This is a genomic window from Frankia sp. CgKIO3 (genome assembly GCF_977946435.1).
On the sequence record NZ_CDWTMO010000067.1, the window covers coordinates 1 to 19,481 of the forward strand.

A 19,481-nucleotide genomic window follows, 5' to 3' on the forward strand; every position below is an offset into this window, starting at 1 on the left:
CCACGGACATAACCGTACCGAGGCAATCACAGGGGAACCCTAAACACAGATCAAATGATCAACTTATTTAATGACGATCCCGTAATGCCGGTCGACCGGCAGCCCGTGGTCCCATCCGTAGCGGTCGCTGAACGGCCTGACCCGTTTCATGTTCCCCCACGAAACCCGGTGTCCCGGCGCGTTCCGCAACGTCCAGTATGCCATCTACTGCGCCTTTTGCTGCACCATTCGTGGTGATCGACGGTAGCAGCGGAGAGCCCATTCCGGTGGGAGTTTCTCTATCTCGACCTCCGTATTCGGCGCCATGAGACCTCCTCGTTGCACCACGTCACCGCCTTCCTTGTTGTCTTCTGTCTCACTGCTTGGCGGCTGCTCGCCGCTCCTGGGCGTAGAGCAATGGTCCGGCGGTGTAGCCGGTGAACTCCCGCAGCAGGGCACCCTTCGGGGCCTGGACCCGCCCGTCGAGCCGCTGGCTCGTCGCATGGCCGATGCGGGCCATCCCACGCAGGCCTCGTGGGATGCGACGTACCACCTCACCCCGGGTCGACCGCTGGAGAAGCAGCTTGGCCAGGAAGGCCGTGAAACCGGAGCCGTAGCTGAACATCTGGGCGAGCAGCGCCGCGTCGTCGGCGCGGTGGTGATGCCAGACGAAGGCGGCTGGTTCGTAGGCGATCGCTCGGCCGGCCCGCAGCCTGCGCACGAAGAGGTCGAGGTCCTCGCCGTCCCGGCTCCTGGTGCCCGGTCCCAACGTCTCGTCGCAGCCGCCGAGGTCCCGCAGGAACGCGGCGTCGAACCCGAAATTCGCGCCGGTGCCGACGAAACCTATGTAGGGGTACAGCGGACCGTGCCGCTTGTTGTCGGCGAGGTCGAAAAGCACCGGCTCGCAGCGGGTGGACCAGTACGACGCCCGGGCGTCGAAGTAGGTTTCGGCCGCGTTCGCGATGCTCGCCGTGCAGACGAGTCCCGTGACGTACGCAACGTCCCGCTGGCGCCGGAAACCCCCCGCGCCAGCGCGAGCCCGCGGTTGCGGGCGCGGGAGAGACCCGGGTGTGGTTCGGGGACATGGCGGAATCGTTCGTCGGTGGCCGCAAACGAGTCGACGACCCGCTTCGTGGCGTCGCTCGACGGTGCATTGTCCACGATGAGGAACTCGACGGCCGGATAGGTGATCTCCGTGAGTCGACGCAGGCAGTTGGCCAGGATCTCACTGCGGTCTCTGGTGGGGACGACGACGGAGACGAGATCCGTGGAATCGAGATCTGTGGATTGAACCTTGTTTGGGCAGGCCTCGGTGGCTGCGGCAGGCCTGGTGCGGGCCTCGAGGCGCTCGAGCGGGCGGAGACCCTCGCTGACCAAGTGATCGTTTATGCGCCCGCCGAACTCCGACCAGACCCTGCCGAGCAGCTCATCGACGTCGATGCCGGTGGCCGTCCTGGCGGCCGCGGCATAGCCGAGCGGCTCACCGTGCAGCAGGACGAGGACCCGCGCACGTCGCTGATGGTCGCGCGGCGGCACGGCCGAGCGCACGACGCCCTCGGCCGACACTTCGAGTGACAGCAGCAGGTACCCTCGTCGGTCGCGGCCGGACCGGTTGGGGACTCCCGATTCCCGTGCGGGTTCATCCGGCGCTCCTCGCCTCGTGATCTTCTGCCTCGTGATCCCCGGCGCGTCCGCGGATCGTCCGTTGGGCCGGGATAACTCGACGCAATGCCCCACCCAGTTCCCGCTCGAGGTCGGGGCGTCGGTAAACCTGCGGTCTGCGTGCCGTCTCGACGAGCGCATCAACGCGGGTCTGGCGCCCCACCTCGATCCTGGGCAGGGCATAGCGGTCCTGAGCTGTCGGGAAGGCACGCCGAGTCAGCAGCGTGAACGCCGCGTCGTATCCCGCTTTCTTCACCATCATGCGCACGCGCGTCATGTTCCCCGTAGGGATAGGCGAACAGGCGTGGCCTCGGCAGCCCGATGGCCGCGAAGTCGCTGCGCGCCGCGGAAAGCTCGTCCCACAGGCCGGCCCTGCTCATCCTCGTCAACTCCGGTGAGTGCGGGAGTGCGCCGCCACTGCCCAGCCTTCCCGGTGAAGGGCGCGCAGCCGGCTCGCGTCGAGGAGCGGCAGCTTGGCGGCGCCGTTCACCGCATCCCACCTGTTCCAACCGCCGATCTCTTTCGTGACCACGAAAACCGTCGCGGGAATACCAAGTTCCCGAAGGACGGGCACGGCATGCTCGAACAGACTCGCATAGGCGTCGTCGAAGGTGAGGACCAGGGACTGATGCCGGGCGGGCCGGCCGTCGAGATGACGCAGGAGCTCATCGGCCCCGACAAAGGTGAAGCCGGCGTCCAGCAGGGCTGTCAGCTGGGCCCGGAACTGCGGCGGAGGGGCCGCATACCTGCTCAGCAGGGGATCCGACACGTCCTCTATCGCATGATAGGCGAGGACCCGCAGGCCCACGTCCGGTGCGTGCAGGAGGCCGCCGCGCTGGCGGGCTCCCCGCCAGTAGGAGCAGTCCCGCAGTCCCAGGAACATCCATCTGGTGGGCCGGTCCACCTTCCCGGCGCTGACCCTTCCGAGCACGAGACCCGCCGGGGCGCGGGACGCCCAGGGTGCCGCCGCCGCGGCCCTGGCGAGGATTCCTTTGACCGTCTTCCCGCCATGCTGGGCAAAGAGCAGGTCACCGAGACCCGGATGTTTTCGGGCAAGCGCGGCATCGGCCTGCCCGGCCTGCGTCCACTGCCTCAGGTGCGCCTCGGGCGAAACGACGTAACGCTGGTAGGCGACGGCGTCGGCGGCGAATCGAACCTGCGCACCGCTCTGCAGCAGCCGGTAGAGGAAGTCGGTGTCCTCACCGCCGAAGCTGCCGCCGGCGGTAAAACTCGTGTCGAAACCGCCGAGCCTGACGAAGGTCGACGCCCGCATCGACACCTGCCCGCAGGTCCGCGACGGTCAGCCGTCCGTCCGACCGCAGCAGCCGCCGGCGGCGCGCCCGGGCCCACCGGTCGACTCCGTAGGTGAGCACCGTGGGCGGCGAGGCGGGGTGCATCGGGATGTGGCCGACCACGGCGTCGGCGCCGTCGGCGAGAAGCTTTTCATGCTCGACGAGGAGCCGCCGGTCCGCCGCCATGTCGTCGTCGAGGAAGAGGATGAACTCGCCGAGCGCGCTCGCGGCGCCACGGTTTCTCGCCGCAGCCGCGCCCGCGTTCTCCTGCTACAGGATACGCTTGGAGAACGGCAGGGAGACGGCCCGGAGAGCCTTCTCGGTGCCATCCGTGGAACCGTCGACGACAACGATCAGTTCGCAGGGCCACAGCATATCGAGGTGCCTGAATCCCACAATACTCTACAATACCACGTCCCAGCGGTTGTATGTCGGCATCACAATGCTGAACCGGACCGGAGGCCCATTACGGGCGGGCTGCCCCGCCGAATGGTCCAGGATGTCCACGCCCGGTTGCTCACGCTAGCTCATCGCGAATTCCGCCGAGCCAACCCGGATGATGCTCGCCCCATGGTCCTGACTCTAGTTCGAGCCGGTCGGTGCGGCGGGATGCGATCCGGCCGTGTCGTCCAGGAAGATCAACCTCACGATCGGATTCTGCAGGTGCGGGTAACGCTACGCGGCACGTAGCGGCAGGGCTCGGTCCCGGTCACCGGCAATGTACTCGGTCGCTTTCTTCATTTTCTTCATACCGTTGATGCGAAGTAATCCCATGGTGGGTGGTCCAGGGTTAGTAATCCCAGGGCGAGGTTCCTGAGGATGGTCATGGTGTGTGGGCGATTGCGGACTCTCTCGACCGAGGCTTCGCCTGACCGGGCGCCGCTACTGGGCTCCCAGTAGCAGTGCCGCTACCATGCGTCCGGCCAGCGGGGCTGGTCGCGCAGGCGTTCCAGCGCCCGCCGGTCGCGCTTCGTCGGCCGCCCGGCGCCCCGATCGCGCACGGCCACCACCGGCGGCACCTCGCGCGCGACCGGCGGGCTGTGGTCGACGAAGCACTCCGCGGCAACGGGCGCGCCGACCCGCCTGTGCAGGATCCGGGTGACGACGACGACCTGTTCGTGCCCGGGTTGGCGCACCCGGATCTCGTCCCCGGCCCGCACCGGATGGGCCGGCTTGACCCGCTCGCCGTTGAGGCGGACATGGCCGGCGCGGCAGGCGGCGGTCGCCTGCGATCGCGTCTTGACCAGGCGCACGCACCAGATCCAGGTGTCGATCCGGGCGGTTCCCGCCGGCGACGTCATAGGCGTGGGCGACGTCATAAGTCTGACTGTACGAATCAACCGGCGGACCTGTCGTCGTTCGGTGACGTGACGGTCAGGCGGTGACGATCGACCTGCGTAGCGGTAGCAGGGCGCTCGTGACCGCCGCGACCGTGCCGGCGCCGAGGCCGGCGTCGGTGAGAGCCGCAATGAGGTGCCCGGCGATCCGGTCGAAGGCGGCGTCGGTGACGGCGAGGCCCGCATGGGCGGCCGCGAGATCACGACTCTCGTAGGCCTTCGGGCCTCCGGTCACGGCGACGAGGAACGCGACCTGGTGGGTGCGGAGCCTGGCCAGGTCGGTGTTGGCGAAATAGGGCGCCAGCTCCGGATCGGTCAGGATGCGATCGTAGAAGGTGGCCACCACCCCGGCGATCGAGGCCTCCCTGCCCAGGATCTCGTAAAACGTGGTCATCCGCTTCCTCGTCACCTGTTCCCGGAACGGTCAGTGCGGCCCAGCGTGCCGAAGATGGGCTGCGGCGTCATGTCCGGTTCGTAACGATCCGTCGATATCTACCCCCCGGCGCCCGCCCGGTCGCGTCGAGATCACGGCCTCGTGTGCCGAGGTCCGATTCCGCCTGTGCCCTGTTCACAGCACCTTGACCTCACGTGCAGATGAGGTTCCAGGCTGGCCGTCCTGGAACGTGACGACACGGAACGTGACAGCGACAAGGTGAACGGGAGCTACGCTCGCTGACCTGAGCGAGCTCGGCGCGTTGTTCATCCGTGCGGCCAAGCTCTGGCGGGGCGTGGCGGGCGAGTGATCCCTGCGTCGGCACCCGTGGCTTACCCGTGGCTCAGCGGAGTGCCCGGCCGAGCTCGTTGGCGGCCCTCGGGAGCTTCAGCCACCAGTAATCCAGGAACCGGTAGTCGTCGGCGGGAACCAGTCGGGCCGCGAGATCCGGGCGTAGTTTCCACAGGTAGCGGCGGGCCCGCGCCGCGTGCAGCGGATCGGACGCGATCGCCACGGTGTCCGCCGTCTCGAGGAAGGGCAGGGTGAGCTTGATGTTCTGCCAGGTGTTCCGCGCCGAGGTCTCCAGCAGGATCTTCTCCGCCGGTACGCCGAGCGCGTCGTGCGCGTAGCCGGCCATGGCCGCGGCCTCGGACACCCCGCCGACCCCCGACGACTTTGGGGGAGGTAGTCACGCTTTTCGACCCGCGGAGCGTTACTACCTCCCCCAGATTTACCGGCATCTGCCCTGGAACCGTCCGGACCGTGGCCGCGAGGCGGCGCAGGAAATTCGCTCGCGACCGCGTGGATGTGCTGCCATGGTCGGCCTATGGCGCGCCAATTCGACGATCTTGTTGCTGAGGCGGCGTCGGTGCCGGTGGACGGCTGGGACTTCTCCTGGTTGGACGGGCGGGCCACCGAGCAGCGTCCGTCCTGGGGCTACGCCCGGCTGATGGGCGAGCGGATGGGTCGGGCCGCCGTGGGCCTGGACGTTCAGACCGGCGGTGGGGAGGTTCTCGCCGGACTGCCGCGGCTGGCCGGGCGCACGGTGGCCACGGAGTCCTGGGCGCCGAACATCGCGCGGGCCGCCGCGCGGCTGGGTCCCCGCGGCGTGGCCGTCGTGGCCGCCGACGACAGGTCGTTGCCCTTCGCCGATGCGACGTTCGACCTGGTGGTGAGCCGTCACCCGGTGGTGACCTGCTGGGCGGAGATCGGCCGGGTGCTGCGGCCGGGTGGTCGCTACTTCTCCCAGCAGGTCGGGCCGTCGAGCATGCTCGAGGTGAGCGAGTACTTCCTGGGACCGCTGCCGGCCTCGGCGCCCCGTACCCGTCACCCCGACACCGCCCGCGCCGGGGCCGAAGCCGTCGGCCTGGAGATCGTCGACCTGCGGATGGAGTCCCTGCGGACCGAGTTCCTCGACGTCGGCGCGGTTATCTACTTCCTGCAGAAGGTGATCTGGACCGTTCCCGAGTTCAGCGTCGAGCGGTACCACGCGCGCCTGCGGTCACTGCACGACCAGATCCGCGCCGAAAGCCCATTCGTCACCTGGGCGACGCGGTTTCTGATTGAGGCCCGCAAACCCGCCTGGCGCTGTGACCTGCCTGGCGCTGTGACCCGCCTGGCGCTGTGACCCGCCTGGCGTCAGTGGGGTGGGAAGGCCGTGACGGGCTCGGTGATCGACAGCCGCACGTGGGTGCCGGGTTCGGGGAGCTGGTGCCCTGGCACCCTCGCCGTCACGGTGCGGCCGGACCGGTCGAGCCGGAGCTGGACGGTGGCGTCGTGGCCGAAGTACCGCACCTCGGTGACCCGGCCGACCACCCCGTTCCGGTCCTTGTCCCGCTCCCCGTTCCGGTCTTCGTTTCGGTCTTCGTTCTGGTTCTTGTTCTCGTCGCCGTCTGCCGCGGCGAGGAGCCTGATCTGTTCCGGCCGGACGAGCAGGCGCGCCTCGCCCTGGGGAGACCCGGGCCGGACGGCGAGTTCACCAAGGTCGCAGGAGGCGGTGAGCCCGGTGACGACGGCGGGCACGAACACGGCGGCGCCGACGAAGGCCGCGACGGTCGGGTTGTCGGGTGAGGCGTAGACGCCCGGGGGCGTGCCGGTCTGGGCGATGCGGCCGGCGGCCATGACAGCGATCTGGTCGGCCAGTGACAGCGCCTCGTTCTGGTCGTGCGTGACGAGCAGCGCGGTGGTCCGGTTGGCGCGCAGCGCTTCGACGACGGCGCGGGCGGTGTTCAGGCGGAGCCCCGCGTCCAGGGAGGAGAACGGCTCGTCGAGCAGCACCAGGGACGGCCGCGGGGCCAGGGCCCGCGCCAGCGCCACGCGCTGCTGCTGGCCGCCGGAGAGCTGATGGGGGAACCGGCAGGCCAGGCTCGCGTCCAGCCCGACGAGGTCGAGCAGCTCGGCGGCACGCCCGGCGGATCGGCGTTCGGCGCGGGGCAGGCCGAACCCGATGTTGGCCGCGACGTCCACATGCGGGAACAGGGCACCTTCCTGCGGGACGTACCCGACCCGCCGCCGCTGGGCGGGAACGCTGCGACCGGGGCTGAACACCCGTTCGGCGCCGAAGTCGATCGTCCCGCCGTCCGGGTCGCCGAATCCCGCCACCAGCCGTAGCAGGGTGGTCTTGCCGCAGCCCGACGGCCCGAGTACGGCCGTCACACTGTCCTCGGGCACTCGTAGATCGATCCCGGCGAGGGCTGTCGTGGCGCCGAACCGCTTGGTGACCTGGCTGACGGTCAGCGCTGTCACGTGCTTCTCCTGACGGAACGGGTGAGCAGGAAGGCCGCCGGGGCCGACAGCAGCACCATCAACCCCGCGTAGGGGGCGGCCGCGCCGTAGTCGACGTCGCGGACGTTGCTCCAGAACTCGGTCGCCAGGGTTTCGGTGCCGGTGGGTGACAGCAGCAGGGTCGCGGTGAGTTCGGTGACCACGGCGAGGAACACCAGGATGGCGCCGGCGCCGACGCCGGGGGCGATCAGCGGCAGGGTGACCCGCCGCCAGGCCTGCGCCGGGCGCAGGCCCAGGGCATGCGCGACGTCGTCCAGGACGGGTGGCGCCTGCGCGATCGCGCCCCGTACCGCCACCGTGGCCCGCGGCAGGAACATGATCGCGTAGGCGGCAATCAGGAGGGTGGTGGTCTGGTACATGGCCGGCAGGATGTGCAGCGAGACCGTGACGAGAGCGAGCGCCACCACGATGCCCGGCAGCGCGTTGGCCGTGTAGGTGCTGCGTTCAAGCAGTGTCCCGATCCGGCCCGGATGGCGTACCGCGAGCCACGCCACCGGAAGCGCCAACAGGACGGTGCACAGCGCGCCGACGAGGCCGAGCCCGGCCGCGGTCGCGGCAGCGGCGGCCAGTTCGCCGACGGGGAAGGCGGCGGAGGCACCTACCAGCAGCCAGCGGACGAGGCTCACCAGCGGCACGCCGAGCGCCAGGACCACGACCGCGCCGAGCCCGGCGACGGCGGGGGCGGTGAGCCGCCCGAGCCGGGCGGGTTGCGCGGTGCGGCTGGCTCCGGGCCCGAGCCGGGCGTAGCGGTGCCGGCCGCGCAGGCTCAGCTCGGCGCCGACCAGGACCGCACAGTACAGCGCCAGGACGCCGGCGAGCATGTTCGCCGCCGGGCCGTTGAACGACGAGAGGTACTGGTCGTAGATGGCCGTGGTGAAGGTGGAGAACCGCAGCATCTGCAGGGCGCCGAACTCGGCGAGCAGGTGCAGGCCGACCAGCAGCGACCCGCCGAGGACGGCCGGGCGCAGCTGCGGGAGCACGACCCTGGCGAACGTCCGCCACGGGCCGAGCCCGAGTGACCTGGCGGATTCCTCCAGCGCCGGGTCCAGCCCCCGCAGGGTCGCGCCGACGGGGAGGTAGACCAGCGGGTAGTAGGCGAGTGTCACGATCAGCAGGGTGCCCGGGTATCCCTCGACGCCCGCGGTCAGCGAGACCCAGCCGTAGCTGACGACAAACGCGGGCAGTGCCAGCGGAGCGGCGAGTAGCACGTGCCAGACCCGTCGTCCCGGCAGGGTCGTCCGTTCCACCAGCCAGGCGGCGGCCGTGCCCAGGACGGCACTGGCCACCATCCCGCCGGTCACGAGCTTGGTGGTGTTGGCCAGCAGCTCGCCGACCCTGGGCCGGATCAGCAGCCGCCAAGCCTCCGACCAGCCTACGCTGACCGTGTACCCGACGACGAAGAACAGCGGGACGGCCGCGAGCAGCGCGACGAGCACGCAGGCCAGCAGCAGCGGGCGCGGGTACGCCGGGCTGGTGCGCACCCACCATCCCGCCGTCGTGGGCTGACCGTTCAGAGCAGGCCCGCCCGCTGCATCAGTTCGACGACCTTTGGTCCGTTCAGGGTCGAGATGTCGATGTCGGGCGGATCGAGTGTCGACAGCGGCTTCAGCGCAGGGTTCGTGGGGACCGCGTCGGACACGGCGTACTCCAGGGCACCGCTGTCGACCAGCGCCTTCTGCCCGGCGTCGCTGGTGAGGAAGGTGACCAGCTGCTGTGCCTCGGCCTGCTGGTCGCTGGCCGCGAGGACGCCGGCGCCGGAGACGCTGACGAACGCGCCCGGGTCCCGGTGGCCGAAGAAGTGCAGGTCGACGTTCTTACTGTCCTTGCCCGACTCCGCCTGGTCCTGGTACCAGTAGTAATGATAGATCACGGCGGCGGGGACCTCGCCCGCGTTCACGGCGCGCAGCGCGGCGATGTTGTTGGCGTAGATCTTCGCGTTGCGTTTCAGCCCGGCGAGCCACTCGGCGGTGGCGCTCTCGCCCTTCACCGCGAGTACGGCGCTGACGATGGCCTGGAAGTCCGCTCCGGCCGCCGCGACACCGACCTTCCCCTTCCATGCCGGTCCCGCCAGGTCCATGATCGACGCAGGCAGCTCGTTCTTGGCGACCTGCCCGCGGTTGTAGATGAACACCGTCGACCGGGCCGCGAAACCGACCCAGTTGCCGGTGCTCGGGACGTACTGGTCAGGCACCTGGCCCAGGGTGGCCCGGTCCAGTTTGCTGAAGCCGCCGGCGCGGTCGACCAGCGTCATGGCCGGCGAGTTCTCGGTGACGAAGACGTCCGCCGGCGAGCTGTCGCCTTCCTGGACGATCTGGTTCGCCAGCTCGGGGTCGCCGCCGCGACGCAGCTCGACCTTGATGCCGGTCTGCTTGGTGAACGCGTCCACCATCACCCGCATCAGGTCCTGGTGCTGCGCGTTGTAGAGCGTGATCGTCTTCCCGTCGTCCCCCGAGCCGCACGCTGACAGGCCGGCCAGGCCGGCCAGGCAGGTGGCCGTCACCAGCACGACCAAGGTTCTTCCTATCGAACCCATCGGACTCCTCCACCTGAACACTTCACCTGGACAGACACGTCCGACCGACCTCGAACCTCTAATCGGTCTAGAAGTTAACTCATACTTACCTTAGCGCCGTGGAATGTGACGAGTGGCATAAGCCGGGGGCGCTGGCGGGCGAACCGCGGAGCAGACGCCTGGCGCCGAGCGGGATTGGCACGCCTGCCGTGAGCCGGCCGAGAAGGCCCATGGCATGGAACGAGACCTTCCACGCGGCGACGCCGACGGTGAGCGAGGCCAGCAGCGCCAGGACCGGATGGTCGTCCTGCAGAAGGGGGAACACCTGCCAGTGGGTCAGGTAGATGTAGAGCGAGCTGCCGGCCAGCAGGCCCGCCAGCCGGCGTAGCGGGCGTGGGCAGCGGACGCTCGTGGTCCAGGCCAGCAGGAGCACGCCGCCGAGCACCACATGCTCCCGGCGTGCGTCAGCGAAGAACCCGGGGATGGTGAGCGCCGCCGCCGCCGTGAGGACCAGCCGCTGCCATACCGTGGTCGCGGCGGCGGTGGCCCATCCCAGTGCGAACAGCCAGAGCACCGCCACCGACGTCTGGGTGTGGCGTGGTCCCGGCGGTAGGGCCACGACGTCGAAGCGGGTGAGCAGACCGGCGGCGAGGACACTGGCGGCGACGGCCCACGGGCGGCGCCGCTGCCAGCGGTCGAACGCCGGCACGCCGAGCAGGGCCGCGAGGACCAGCAGGATCTGGACCAGGGCTTCGATGAACCAGAACTCCCAGGGCGGGCCCGCGCGGCCCGGCCCGAACACGCTGTTGAGCAGCACGATGTTGGCGGGTCCGTGTTCGTCCATGACGAGCACGAGTACGGTGATGAAGACGATGCTCGGCACCGCGAGGTACGCGATGCTGCGGAGCAGCCCGCGGACCCGGTCGCGCCGCGGCGCCGCGGTCAGGTGGAAACGGGCGAAGTTGTAGCCGGCGACGGCGATGAGGAGATGGGCGCCCCCGAGGATGCCGCCGACGGTGTCGAAGGTGTTGGCGTGCGTCCCGACGATCAGCACGATCGCGACCGCGCGGAGCAGCAGGCTGGTCTCGATCGAGCCGCCAGAGCCGCCAGCTCTGCGCTTTGGTCGCGTGGCCGGCTTCAGGTCCCGCACGGCCATGGTGTGCCAGCCGGCGGGCAGGTGTCCGAGGGCGTCCTCCAGCCGCAGTGACAGTTCCACGTAGGACAGCGAGTCGCCGCCCAGGCTCACGAAGGTGCTGTCGTCGGTGACATCGTCGCGGTGAAGCAGCTCGGCGAACAGCCGACGTACGTCGGCTGTTCCGTCCGACGGCACGTCCCGTCCGGTGGGCGCGGTCGTGCGCGCCGGTCGCGCGTCGCGGGCGATTTCCTGCAGCGCAACCAGGTCCGGTTTGCCGGTGGCCAGGCGGGGCAGGGCGGCCAGGCGGTGGACGCGGACGGTGTTCTCCGGCAGCCGGCAGGCCCGCGCGACCAGCTGGCGGACCGAAGGTGCGTCCCGGTCGCCCTCGATCATCACGTCGACGGCGTCGTCGCCGGTCACGCAGCAGGCGCTGAGCCCCTGGCCGGCGAGGGTGTCCTCCACGTGTTGCAGGTCGATCCGGATCCCGAAGACCTTGGCGAATCTGGTCTGCCGTCCCACGATCTCGTACAGGCCGTCGTCGGTGCGGCGTGCGACGTCCCCGGTGCGCAACTCGTCGAGCGTCGGACCGAGCGCGAGGTCCGAGGCCGTCCGCGCGTAGCCCATCATGACGTTGGGCCCGGAATAGACGAGCTGCCCCAGATCCCCGGTGCTGTCGGTGCTGTCGGCCAGCGGCTCGAGCCGGAACGACCCGCCCGGGACCGGGACTCCGATGGTGTGGGGCTGGGTCGGCGCGAGGTGCGGCGGCAGGTAGGCCATCCGCGCCGTGGCCTCGGTCTGGCCATACATCACGACGAAGTCCCAGCCGTTGCGTCGTCCGAGCTCGGCGTAGCGGGCCACCCGGTCCGGCGCCAGTCGACCGCCGGCCTGCGTGACGTAGCGCAGGTGCGGCAGCGACATCGCGTCGAAACCGATCCTGTCGAGCAGATCGAACGTGTAGGGGACGCCAGCCAGCGAGGTGCCCTGCCCGTCCCGGAAGAGGTCCCAGAAGCAGGCGTCCACGACGGACAGGGACGTCAGGATCAGACCGGCCCCGCACAGGAGGTGACTGTGCACGACCGACAGCCCGTAGCAGTAGTACAGGGGCAGGGTCGTCGCGGCGCGGTCGCCGGGGCGAAGGCCGAGGCACTCGACGATCGACTCGGCATTGGCCTGCAGGTTCGTGTACGACAGCCGGACCAGTTTCGGTGAGCCCGTCGAGCCCGACGTGCTCAGCAGCAGCGCGAGGTCCGGATGGAGGTCGTGCTTCGAGCCGTCACGCCGCTGCTCGACGCGGATCCGCGTCCGCGTGTCGGCGGGGCGGATCACCACGTCGGGGTCATAGGACGTGATCAGGGCGTCGGTCGACGCGGCGTTGTCACCCGGCACCAGCAGGACCGCGTGTCCGGCGGACAGCGCCGCCAGGTACAGGACGAGGACGTCGATCGTGTTGACCGCCGCGAGGAGTACCAGCCGCCGCCCGGCGCCGAGCCGACCGGCGGCGGCGTCGACGCGTGCCGCCAGCTCGCGGTAGGACAGTCGGCCCTCAGCCGTGACAACGGCCGTGCGGTCACCGTGCCGTTCAAGGTGGCGGGCGAGGAACACAGTCGAGCCTGAGAGGGACGGGCCTGCATGGGTCACCCAGCCAATGTACAAGTAAGGAAAGCCTACCCTAAGTCTTACCTCTCACTACGCCTACGTCATCGATCCATGACGTTCGGTGCCGCAGCCGCTCGTGGGTGATCTTGTCGTGTGGTGGCGGCGGCAGCGGTGGGTCTGCCTCACGCCCCAGCGCGGCACCCACCTGCTGGGAGGAGGTGAGTAGCGCCGCGGGCGATATGGCGTCGTCGTCGGTTCGGAATGATGTCCAGCGGATAAGCGTGGTTCGCCGGGTGGCGGGCATCAGCTTGTTGACCTGTGATGTCGAGCGCCAGCTGACGGCAATGGTCCTTGTATCGGTGACCGACGATGGGAGAATAGGATCGTGAGCGACATAACTGCCTCAGATCGTCGTACACATGAAAGATCCACAGATGTGCCCTGGTTTGGTTTTCTCGCCGTTGGAGCAGCTTTTACCCTGTTCGCGCTGGCCATTCCGCAGTTCGATCTGACCACGGTGCGGTCGATCGCCGTGCTTCTCGGGATCGTCCTGCTCCTCGGCGCGGTGAGTGAGCTGCTGGCGGCGGCGGCGACGGCCCGGGACTGGCGCTGGTCCCATGCGCTGCTCGCGGTGCTGTTCGTGGCCGGCGGGGTGGTGGCGCTGGTCTGGCCGGATCCCACGGTCAAGGCGGTGGGCCGGATCGCGGCCTGGTTCTTTTTGACCAAGGGTCTCTACGACGTCGTCAACTCGTTCGTCGCCCGACGGACCGAGCAGCAGGCCGCGGCCGGGCAGTACGCCACCGCGGCGGAGGGCCGGCCCACCCCGGCCCAGTGGTGGATGCCGCTGATCGTCGGTGCGTTGGAGATCGGGGCGGCGTTCTGGGTGGTGGGTTCCCAGCGGGTCTCGCTGCCGCTGCTGGCCCTGTGGGTGGGCCTCACGGCCCTGGCGGTCGGGCTGACCAAGATTGCCATGGGGTTCCGGCTGCGGGGCGTTTCCCGACCGCCCGCCTCTCTGGAGGGCCTGGCGATTCCCGGCTTCGGCGCCGGCGCGGTGGAAGGCAGGCGTCTGGAGGAGGAGCGTGTCCAACGACCCGTGTCCGGGAATCGTTGACGATCCCGGGTGATTCCCGGATCCCGGCCCCGGTTTCTCCCGGCCGACCCTTCGGTTTCCGCCACCGCCGTCGGTCTGTCCCTGATGCCCCACCGCCCCGACTCGCGTCAGGGCGGTGGGGCGTCGGGGTCGTGCTCCGCGGGGGACAGCAGCAGGCGGGAGGTCCGCCGCCCCGGCGCGCGTCGGCATAGCCTCGGCGGCGTGATTCGTGAGCCGCTGCCCGTCCCGTCGGAGACGGCCTTCCTGCCGGAGACGACCGTCCCGTCGTGGGCGATCCGCCTGCATGCGCGTGCGCTCGCGCGGTTGACCGGCGCGCCCGAGGCGCGGTGTAGCGTCCGATTCTTCGCCGACCAGGGCCGGGTCGTCGCGGTTCTCGTCGGGCTGTCCGTTCTCGGTTCGGCCGCCGTCGCCGCCGGGCCGTTCGTCCTGCGCCATCTCATCGACACGTCGTTGCCCACCGGCCAGGTGTGCGACCTCGTCGTCCCCGTCCTGCTGCTGTGCGCGGTGCTGGTGTTCGAGTCGAGCGTGCTCTCGGCGCGCATGGCGCTCATCGCTCGGCTCGGCGGCGTTGTCTCCGTGCGGATCCGTCAGACGGTGAACGCTCACCTGCAGCGCCTGCCCTTCGCCTTCTTTCCCCGCAGCCAGCAGGGGGAGCTGATGACGGTGATGTCCACCGACATCCTGAACGCCCAGAACGCGATCTCCGCCACTGTGCAGGCGGTGATCTGCAGGATCGCGGACATCGTCGTCGGCTCGATCGTCGTCTTCGTGCTGGACTGGCGTCTGAGCCTGGCGGTGATGGTCTTCGCGCCGGCCACGCTGCTGATCGTCCGCTCGGGCCGGCGGCGGCTCGCCGCGCTGTCCACCCGCCAGCGGGAGCTCGACGGTCTGCTCATGGTTCAGGTCGCCGACACCTCGTCAGTCTCCGGGGCGCTGCACGTGCGGCTGTTCGACCGGGTCGACTACGAGCAGACCCGGTTCGACGCGGCGGGCGCCGAGCTGTTCGCCGCCGCCGAGGATCAGGCCCGGCTGATGTCGTGGGTCCGGTTCCTGGTCAACCTCGGGGTCATCGCGACGATGACGGCGGTGCTGGCGCTGGGGGCCTGGCTGGTCTCCAGCGGTCGTACCACGCTCGGGACGGTCGCCGCCTTGGGCGGCGCGTTGCTGGTGGCCTTCGGACCGCTGTCGTCCGCTGTCAACCTGCGTGCGGAGCTCGCGGGCGCGGGCGCGTCCTTCCGGCGGATCTTCGCCCTGCTTGACGTCCCGCAGGACGAGGTACGCCTGAGGTTCGAAGGGGCCCGGGCCCCCGCGCTGACCGTCCCCCGCGCACCGTGGTCCGGGACGGAACCGGCGCCGGCCGCCGCTCGCCGGGGACTCGATGCCGGCCGGGGACTCGACCTGGCGTTCGACGACGTATGGTTCTCCTACGATCTCGCCACGGCCGAGGACCGGCCGGACGGCGACTGGCCGGACGGCAACCCGACGTGGAACCTGCGCGGGGTGACCCTGAAAGTCGCCGCGGGGACGACGGCGGCGGTTGTCGGGGCCAGCGGGGCCGGCAAGACGACCATCGCTTATCTGGCCAGCGGCGTGCACCGGCCGCGGCGCGGCGGCATCCGTCTCGGCGGGGTTCCCCTCGACGACATCCCGCCGGATCGTCTGCACACGATGATCGGCGTCGTCCCTCAGGACCCGCACTTGTTCCATGACACGATCGCGGCGAACCTCCGTTACGGCCGGTTGGACGCGACTGACGACGAGCTGCGTGCCGCCTTGGCGGCCGCCAGCCTCTCCGCCCTGCTCGACCGGCTGCCCGAGGGCCTGGCGACCCGGGTCGGCGCACGGGGCTACCGGTTGTCCGGTGGTGAGCGGCAGCGGTTGGCCATCGCCCGGGTCCTGCTGCAGTCACCACGGGTGCTGGTGCTGGACGAGGCGACCTCGGCGCTGGACACCCTCTCCGAGGCCGCCGTGCGCACCGCCCTCGACCGGCTCGCGGTGGGGCGGACGTGCCTGGTGATCGCGCACCGGCTGTCCACGGTGATTGACGCCGACCGCATCTACGTGATGGACCACGGCCGGGTCGTCGAGGACGGCACGCACAGCGAGCTGCTCGCCGACGGCGGTGCCTACGCCCGCCTCTACCGGCCCACCGCCGTCTGATTGGGTGGGGGGCGATTCCCGGCCGTCCCCGTCATGGTCACGACCCCGTCATAGTCACGACCGGCCAGGGCGTAGCCGATGTAGTCGCCGGCAGCGATGGCGGTGACGTGGTTCAGGCCGCTGACCTGGACAGGGGTGGGGCTGTCGGTGGTGGTGCCGTCGCCGAGCTGGCCGCTGCCGTTGAAGCCCCAGGCCCGGATGGTGCCATCCCTGCGCAGCGCATATCCCGAGAGCACATCGCCGGCGAGGGCGGTGACATCGTTGAGACCGGTGATCTGGACGGGGGTGGGGCGGTCGGTGGTGGTTCCGTCACCGAGCTGGCCGAAGCTGTTGTCCCCCCAGGCCTGGACGGTCCCGTCGCAGCGCAACGCGTACCCGGAGTTGCTGCCGTCGGCGATGGCGACGACATCGTTCAGGCCGCTGACCTGGACCGGCGTCGAGGCGCCGGTGGTGGTGCCGTTGCCGAGCTGGCCGAAGCCGTTGAATCCCCAGGCCCAGGGGATGCCGTCGGGAGCCTGCGTGTGCTGGGCGGATGCCTCGGTAGGCGTGCCGGCCGGTTGTCCTGGGGGCGCCGCACCGCGGGCGGTGGCCGGCAACAGCAGCAGCGCAGTCGTGACCGCGGCGACCGCCGTTCCCTGCTTGTTGCCGTGCCGTCTTTCCTGTTGCTGACCCGTCACTGGTTCTCCCTGTGCGTTCGATCCTCCTTTGATTGCTCAGAGTAAGAGTAAGTTTCGGAAAGTAGTCGCATGGGCGTGAGGTGCGGCGAGTCGGCCGGCGGGAGGCCATTACCCGCTACCCGCGTCGGCCGCCTTCCCGGTGCGCCCGGACCGCCCGCAGCACGCCCCGGGCGAGCAGGAACAGCACGAACAGCATCCCGACGGCCGGCAGCGAGACCAGCAGCGCGGAGACGACCTCCGCGAATGCGGTGACCAGCTTCCCGTCACGGGTCGCCCGGCCCGCCAGCCCGAGATAGTCCCACATGGCCCGGGTCGTCCGGGTAAGCACGAACGGAACCGAGACCATGAGCACGACCAGGTTCACCAGGATCACACGACCAGGTTCACCAGGATCAGCAGTGCCGCGAGCAGCGCCCAGGCGGTCACCACGATCCGGGCCGACCGGGTCAGCCCGTCCGGTTGGCTCCGGTTGTCCGGTCGGCTCCCGTTGTCCGGCGGGGTCAGCCCGTCCGGCCGGGCCTGTCCCGCCGATCGGGCATGCCGCCCGCGCGGGAGGCGGTTGCGCCGCCGTGGCAGCGTCGCGCGCAGCGTCGGCCCCATCCGGTTGAACAGGTCCGGTACCCTGGCCAGGTCGCTGACGATGTAGTAGCCGTCCAGCCGTCCAGCCGTCCAGCCGTCCAGCCGTCCAGCCGTCCAGCCGTCCAGCCGTCCAGCCGTCCAGCCGTCCAGCCGTCCAGCCGTCCAGCCGTCCAGCCGTCCAGCCGTCCAGCCGGACGAAGGGCGCAAGCTGGCGCATGGCATCCAGGTGGACGAGGACGACGGCGGTCACCAGCACACCGGTGTGGGTGAGCGCGAGAGCCCCGGCGAGCAGCAGAACGAACAGTCCGTTGAAGTAGATGCCGCCGAGGTCGGTGCGCAGCCGGCCGAGCCGGCTCAGCCGGTAGAAGTCGGTGACGTCGGTGAAGAAGGCCGGCCACACCAGGTACATGCCGAAACCGATGACTCCCGGGCGGGCACCGCCGTAGTGGCAAGCCGCGGCGTGCCCGCATTCGTGGAACAGTGCGCCGACGAGGGCCAGGCCGACCACCACCAGGATCAGCGCCGGGGTCGCGAGCACCTCCGCCGCGCTGTCCCGGACGCTGTGCCGGCCGAATATCCACACGTCGGTGGCCACCAGCAGGGCCACGGCCGCTGGCCGGAACAACATCGCGAACACTCGGCTGACTCGGTGCACGGCCGGCGCGGGTAGCAGGGTGTGCCGGGCGGCGAGTGTGAACAGCGCCTTCGCCCGGGGTGCCGGAGTGACACCGTTCTCGCTGGCGATCAGGCCGAGTGGCATGAGCCGATCCACCACGAGGTACGCGACGTCGGCGCCACTCACCCGGCGGGCGCAGACCCCCGTGACCCGGTCGGCAATCGCGGCGACGTCGCGGGCGCCGTCTGCCGCCTCGAGGATGTGCGCGAGCAGTTCGGTGAGCGCGACGACCTGACCGTCGGCGCGGCGGGCCAGGAAGACGGGCCGGTCCAGGCCCGACCCGGTGAACTCGCCGAGTAGCGCCAGGCCGTCGGCCCGGCTCGGTCTGGCGGGTACCTCGGCCGGCCCAGGAACGCCCGTCGGATCGGCGAGGCTGGCGACGCCGGCGATGTCGCTGACGCCGGCGAGGCTGGCGACGCCGGTGAGTCCGGGCGCCCGGTCCGATTCGGAAGGTGCCGGCGGCATCGTTGTCGGCCGGGTGGACGACCGGGTGGACTCGGTCATCTGCGTCCCATCCTCATTGTCATGAACTGGCGGGAAGCCGGCCGGCCGGGTGACCACCCCCGGAGGAATCCGGCGGTGTATCTGTCGGTCGTAGCCGTAAAGCGGTAAAGCGGTCGGTGTTATCTCTAGATGATGTTGATGCTCGGTACCAGTGTGATGAGAATGGGCAGGAATCCACCGGCGACCTGCGGCTCCGCATGAGCGTCGATCTGTGCCATTTTCGACCAGGGGGATCCGACCGGGAAGAAGGTTGGGTCAAACTCCTTCCGACCGACCTCGACCGCGGCGAGAGTCGTTCGCTCGGGCAGTAGTTCCGCCCATTCCAAGAACAGTTCTCCATTCAGCTCGTCGGCGCAGTTGCCCGTGATATCGTTCATCCTTGTTTCCCACCGATCTGAGTTGCCTCGGATATTCAGGCGGTGGGAACGCTAGCCACCGCTCAACCTGGTGGCCAGCACCTGCACAGGGTGTGTCACGGTGCGGTCGTGCCCAGCGTCAGTCGAAACTTCGGCTGGCTTTCTCGGATCGATCTGACTGAGGTGAGGGCATGATTTCCGGCCGACCGAAGGATATTCGGCCGGCCGGTGGTCGCGGATTCACGGTGCCCTTGGCAACCCCGGGGGAACGTGGTCGGTTACCCGGCCAGGGAGACCGGCGCGAGGAGCAGAATCGGCCCGGAGCTCACCACTGCTCGATGCGGTTCCAGCTGTTGGCGATGGTCTTGATGAACGCTCCGTCGCTGTAGGCAGTCTGTGGCTCCGGATGATTATCGATCTGGGCGTTGTTGCTGCCCGGCGAGCCGACCGGGTAGAAGATGGGGTCGAACTCGGTGCGGTTTATCTCGACCACCGCCAGGGTCATGCGCTCGGGCAGCAGCTCCGCGTGTTCTTGTGCCAGCTCGACGACGTCTGTCTCCCTGCGGTCCCTCATCTTCTGGCTCCCATGTGTGTCGCTCGGTACCCGTCATGACGCATGCTGATGATTTGCATTGAAATAACTTGATTATTCTATGTCGGGTCTACGGGAAGTGAACATGTAGTTCCA

At 69.6% G+C, this 19,481-nt stretch carries 18 protein-coding genes and 2 pseudogenes; 3 read left to right on the forward strand and 17 right to left on the reverse strand.

The annotated features are described in order from the left end of the window. Nucleotides 1–355 precede the first annotated feature (355 nt). The 9 genes and pseudogenes from AC08OJ_RS09850 to AC08OJ_RS09890 form a co-directional block, all read right to left on the reverse strand. A complete protein-coding gene (locus AC08OJ_RS09850) occupies nt 356–877 on the reverse strand; it encodes a glycosyltransferase family 2 protein (RefSeq protein ID WP_476592586.1) in 522 nt (173 codons plus the stop codon). Then, nucleotides 823–1,716: a glycosyltransferase family 2 protein gene (locus AC08OJ_RS09855; RefSeq protein ID WP_476595563.1), complete on the reverse strand. Its 894-nt coding sequence runs from the start codon at nt 1,714–1,716 to the stop codon at nt 823–825. Before AC08OJ_RS09855 ends, AC08OJ_RS09850 begins: the two co-directional genes overlap by 55 nt. Next, entirely contained in the window at nt 1,619–1,918 is a 300-nt protein-coding gene (locus AC08OJ_RS09860; protein ID WP_476592587.1) for a hypothetical protein, read from the reverse strand. The genes AC08OJ_RS09855 and AC08OJ_RS09860 overlap by 98 nt, the downstream gene beginning before the upstream one ends. Nucleotides 1,919–2,026: 108 nt before the next feature. Beyond that, nucleotides 2,027–2,914, reverse strand: coding sequence for a polysaccharide deacetylase family protein (locus tag AC08OJ_RS09865; RefSeq protein ID WP_476592588.1), 888 nt, complete (start codon nt 2,912–2,914; stop codon nt 2,027–2,029). Continuing rightward, nucleotides 2,841–3,188: pseudogene (locus AC08OJ_RS09870) on the reverse strand (glycosyltransferase); the annotation flags it as partial. The pseudogene AC08OJ_RS09870 and the gene AC08OJ_RS09865, both read right to left, overlap by 74 nt. Before the next feature lie 15 nt (nt 3,189–3,203). Beyond that, complete coding sequence (locus tag AC08OJ_RS09875) at nt 3,204–3,329, reverse strand: hypothetical protein (protein ID WP_476595564.1); 126 nt, start codon at nt 3,327–3,329, stop codon at nt 3,204–3,206. 512 nt (nt 3,330–3,841) lie between these two features. Next, complete coding sequence (locus AC08OJ_RS09880) at nt 3,842–4,252, reverse strand: RNA-binding S4 domain-containing protein (protein WP_476592589.1); 411 nt, start codon at nt 4,250–4,252, stop codon at nt 3,842–3,844. A gap of 55 nt (nt 4,253–4,307) precedes the next feature. After that, the gene (locus AC08OJ_RS09885; RefSeq protein ID WP_476595565.1) at nt 4,308–4,664 is read right to left on the reverse strand and encodes a group I truncated hemoglobin; all 357 of its coding nucleotides are present in this window, start codon (nt 4,662–4,664) and stop codon (nt 4,308–4,310) included. A gap of 382 nt (nt 4,665–5,046) precedes the next feature. After that, nucleotides 5,047–5,361, reverse strand: a pseudogene (locus AC08OJ_RS09890) (YdcF family protein); the annotation flags it as partial. 168 nt (nt 5,362–5,529) lie between these two features. Here AC08OJ_RS09890 and AC08OJ_RS09895 point away from each other — a divergent pair. Beyond that, nucleotides 5,530–6,330, forward strand: a complete 801-nt coding sequence (locus tag AC08OJ_RS09895; RefSeq protein WP_476595566.1) for a class I SAM-dependent methyltransferase — start codon at nt 5,530–5,532, stop codon at nt 6,328–6,330. An 11-nt stretch (nt 6,331–6,341) separates the two neighbouring features. Here the strand turns inward: AC08OJ_RS09895 and AC08OJ_RS09900 are convergent, their stop codons facing one another. The 4 genes from AC08OJ_RS09900 to AC08OJ_RS09915 all read right to left on the reverse strand — a co-directional run bounded on the left by AC08OJ_RS09900 (nt 6,342) and on the right by AC08OJ_RS09915 (nt 12,736). Continuing rightward, the gene (locus tag AC08OJ_RS09900) at nt 6,342–7,448 is read right to left on the reverse strand and encodes an ABC transporter ATP-binding protein (protein WP_476592591.1); all 1,107 of its coding nucleotides are present in this window, start codon (nt 7,446–7,448) and stop codon (nt 6,342–6,344) included. After that, nucleotides 7,445–8,968: an ABC transporter permease gene (locus AC08OJ_RS09905; protein WP_476595567.1), complete on the reverse strand. Its 1,524-nt coding sequence runs from the start codon at nt 8,966–8,968 to the stop codon at nt 7,445–7,447. Before AC08OJ_RS09905 ends, AC08OJ_RS09900 begins: the two co-directional genes overlap by 4 nt. Before the next feature lie 29 nt (nt 8,969–8,997). After that, nucleotides 8,998–9,993 carry an iron ABC transporter substrate-binding protein gene (locus AC08OJ_RS09910; protein ID WP_476595570.1) on the reverse strand — a complete coding sequence of 332 codons (996 nt, stop codon included), beginning with the start codon at nt 9,991–9,993 and terminating at the stop codon, nt 8,998–9,000. A 112-nt stretch (nt 9,994–10,105) separates the two neighbouring features. Continuing rightward, the gene (locus AC08OJ_RS09915) at nt 10,106–12,736 is read right to left on the reverse strand and encodes an AMP-binding protein (protein WP_476595568.1); all 2,631 of its coding nucleotides are present in this window, start codon (nt 12,734–12,736) and stop codon (nt 10,106–10,108) included. A gap of 430 nt (nt 12,737–13,166) precedes the next feature. Between AC08OJ_RS09915 and AC08OJ_RS09920 the strand changes: the two genes are divergently transcribed. Next, the gene (locus AC08OJ_RS09920; RefSeq protein WP_476592595.1) at nt 13,167–13,841 is read left to right on the forward strand and encodes a DUF308 domain-containing protein; all 675 of its coding nucleotides are present in this window, start codon (nt 13,167–13,169) and stop codon (nt 13,839–13,841) included. A 201-nt stretch (nt 13,842–14,042) separates the two neighbouring features. Beyond that, entirely contained in the window at nt 14,043–16,001 is a 1,959-nt protein-coding gene (locus tag AC08OJ_RS09925) for an ABC transporter ATP-binding protein (protein WP_476592596.1), read from the forward strand. Here AC08OJ_RS09925 and AC08OJ_RS09930 read toward each other — a convergent pair. The 4 genes from AC08OJ_RS09930 to AC08OJ_RS09945 all read right to left on the reverse strand — a co-directional run bounded on the left by AC08OJ_RS09930 (nt 15,980) and on the right by AC08OJ_RS09945 (nt 19,367). Beyond that, nucleotides 15,980–16,678 (reverse strand): RCC1 domain-containing protein, encoded by a 699-nt coding sequence (locus tag AC08OJ_RS09930; RefSeq protein ID WP_476592597.1) that lies wholly within the window; start codon nt 16,676–16,678, stop codon nt 15,980–15,982. The genes AC08OJ_RS09925 and AC08OJ_RS09930 overlap by 22 nt on opposite strands. 115 nt (nt 16,679–16,793) lie before the next feature. Next, entirely contained in the window at nt 16,794–18,437 is a 1,644-nt protein-coding gene (locus tag AC08OJ_RS09935; RefSeq protein ID WP_476595569.1) for a hypothetical protein, read from the reverse strand. Between the two features lie 125 nt (nt 18,438–18,562). Next, a complete protein-coding gene (locus AC08OJ_RS09940) occupies nt 18,563–18,814 on the reverse strand; it encodes a hypothetical protein (protein ID WP_476592600.1) in 252 nt (83 codons plus the stop codon). A 304-nt stretch (nt 18,815–19,118) separates the two neighbouring features. Continuing rightward, nucleotides 19,119–19,367, reverse strand: a complete 249-nt coding sequence (locus AC08OJ_RS09945) for a hypothetical protein (protein WP_476592601.1) — start codon at nt 19,365–19,367, stop codon at nt 19,119–19,121. Between the last annotated feature and the right edge of the window lie 114 nt (nt 19,368–19,481).

Bases quoted from the DNA above. Each gene is read 5' to 3' on its own strand.
- AC08OJ_RS09860 (WP_476592587.1), bottom strand. From the start codon at position 1,918: ATGACGCGCGTGCGCATGATGGTGAAGAAAGCGGGATACGACGCGGCG.
- AC08OJ_RS09865 (WP_476592588.1), bottom strand. From the start codon at position 2,914: ATGCGGGCGTCGACCTTCGTCAGGCTCGGCGGTTTCGACACGAGTTTT.
- AC08OJ_RS09880 (WP_476592589.1), bottom strand. From the start codon at position 4,252: ATGACGTCGCCCACGCCTATGACGTCGCCGGCGGGAACCGCCCGGATC.
- AC08OJ_RS09885 (WP_476595565.1), bottom strand. From the start codon at position 4,664: ATGACCACGTTTTACGAGATCCTGGGCAGGGAGGCCTCGATCGCCGGG.
- AC08OJ_RS09895 (WP_476595566.1), top strand. From the start codon at position 5,530: ATGGCGCGCCAATTCGACGATCTTGTTGCTGAGGCGGCGTCGGTGCCG.
- AC08OJ_RS09935 (WP_476595569.1), bottom strand. From the start codon at position 18,437: ATGACCGAGTCCACCCGGTCGTCCACCCGGCCGACAACGATGCCGCCG.
- AC08OJ_RS09940 (WP_476592600.1), bottom strand. From the start codon at position 18,814: ATGAACGATATCACGGGCAACTGCGCCGACGAGCTGAATGGAGAACTG.
- AC08OJ_RS09945 (WP_476592601.1), bottom strand. From the start codon at position 19,367: ATGAGGGACCGCAGGGAGACAGACGTCGTCGAGCTGGCACAAGAACAC.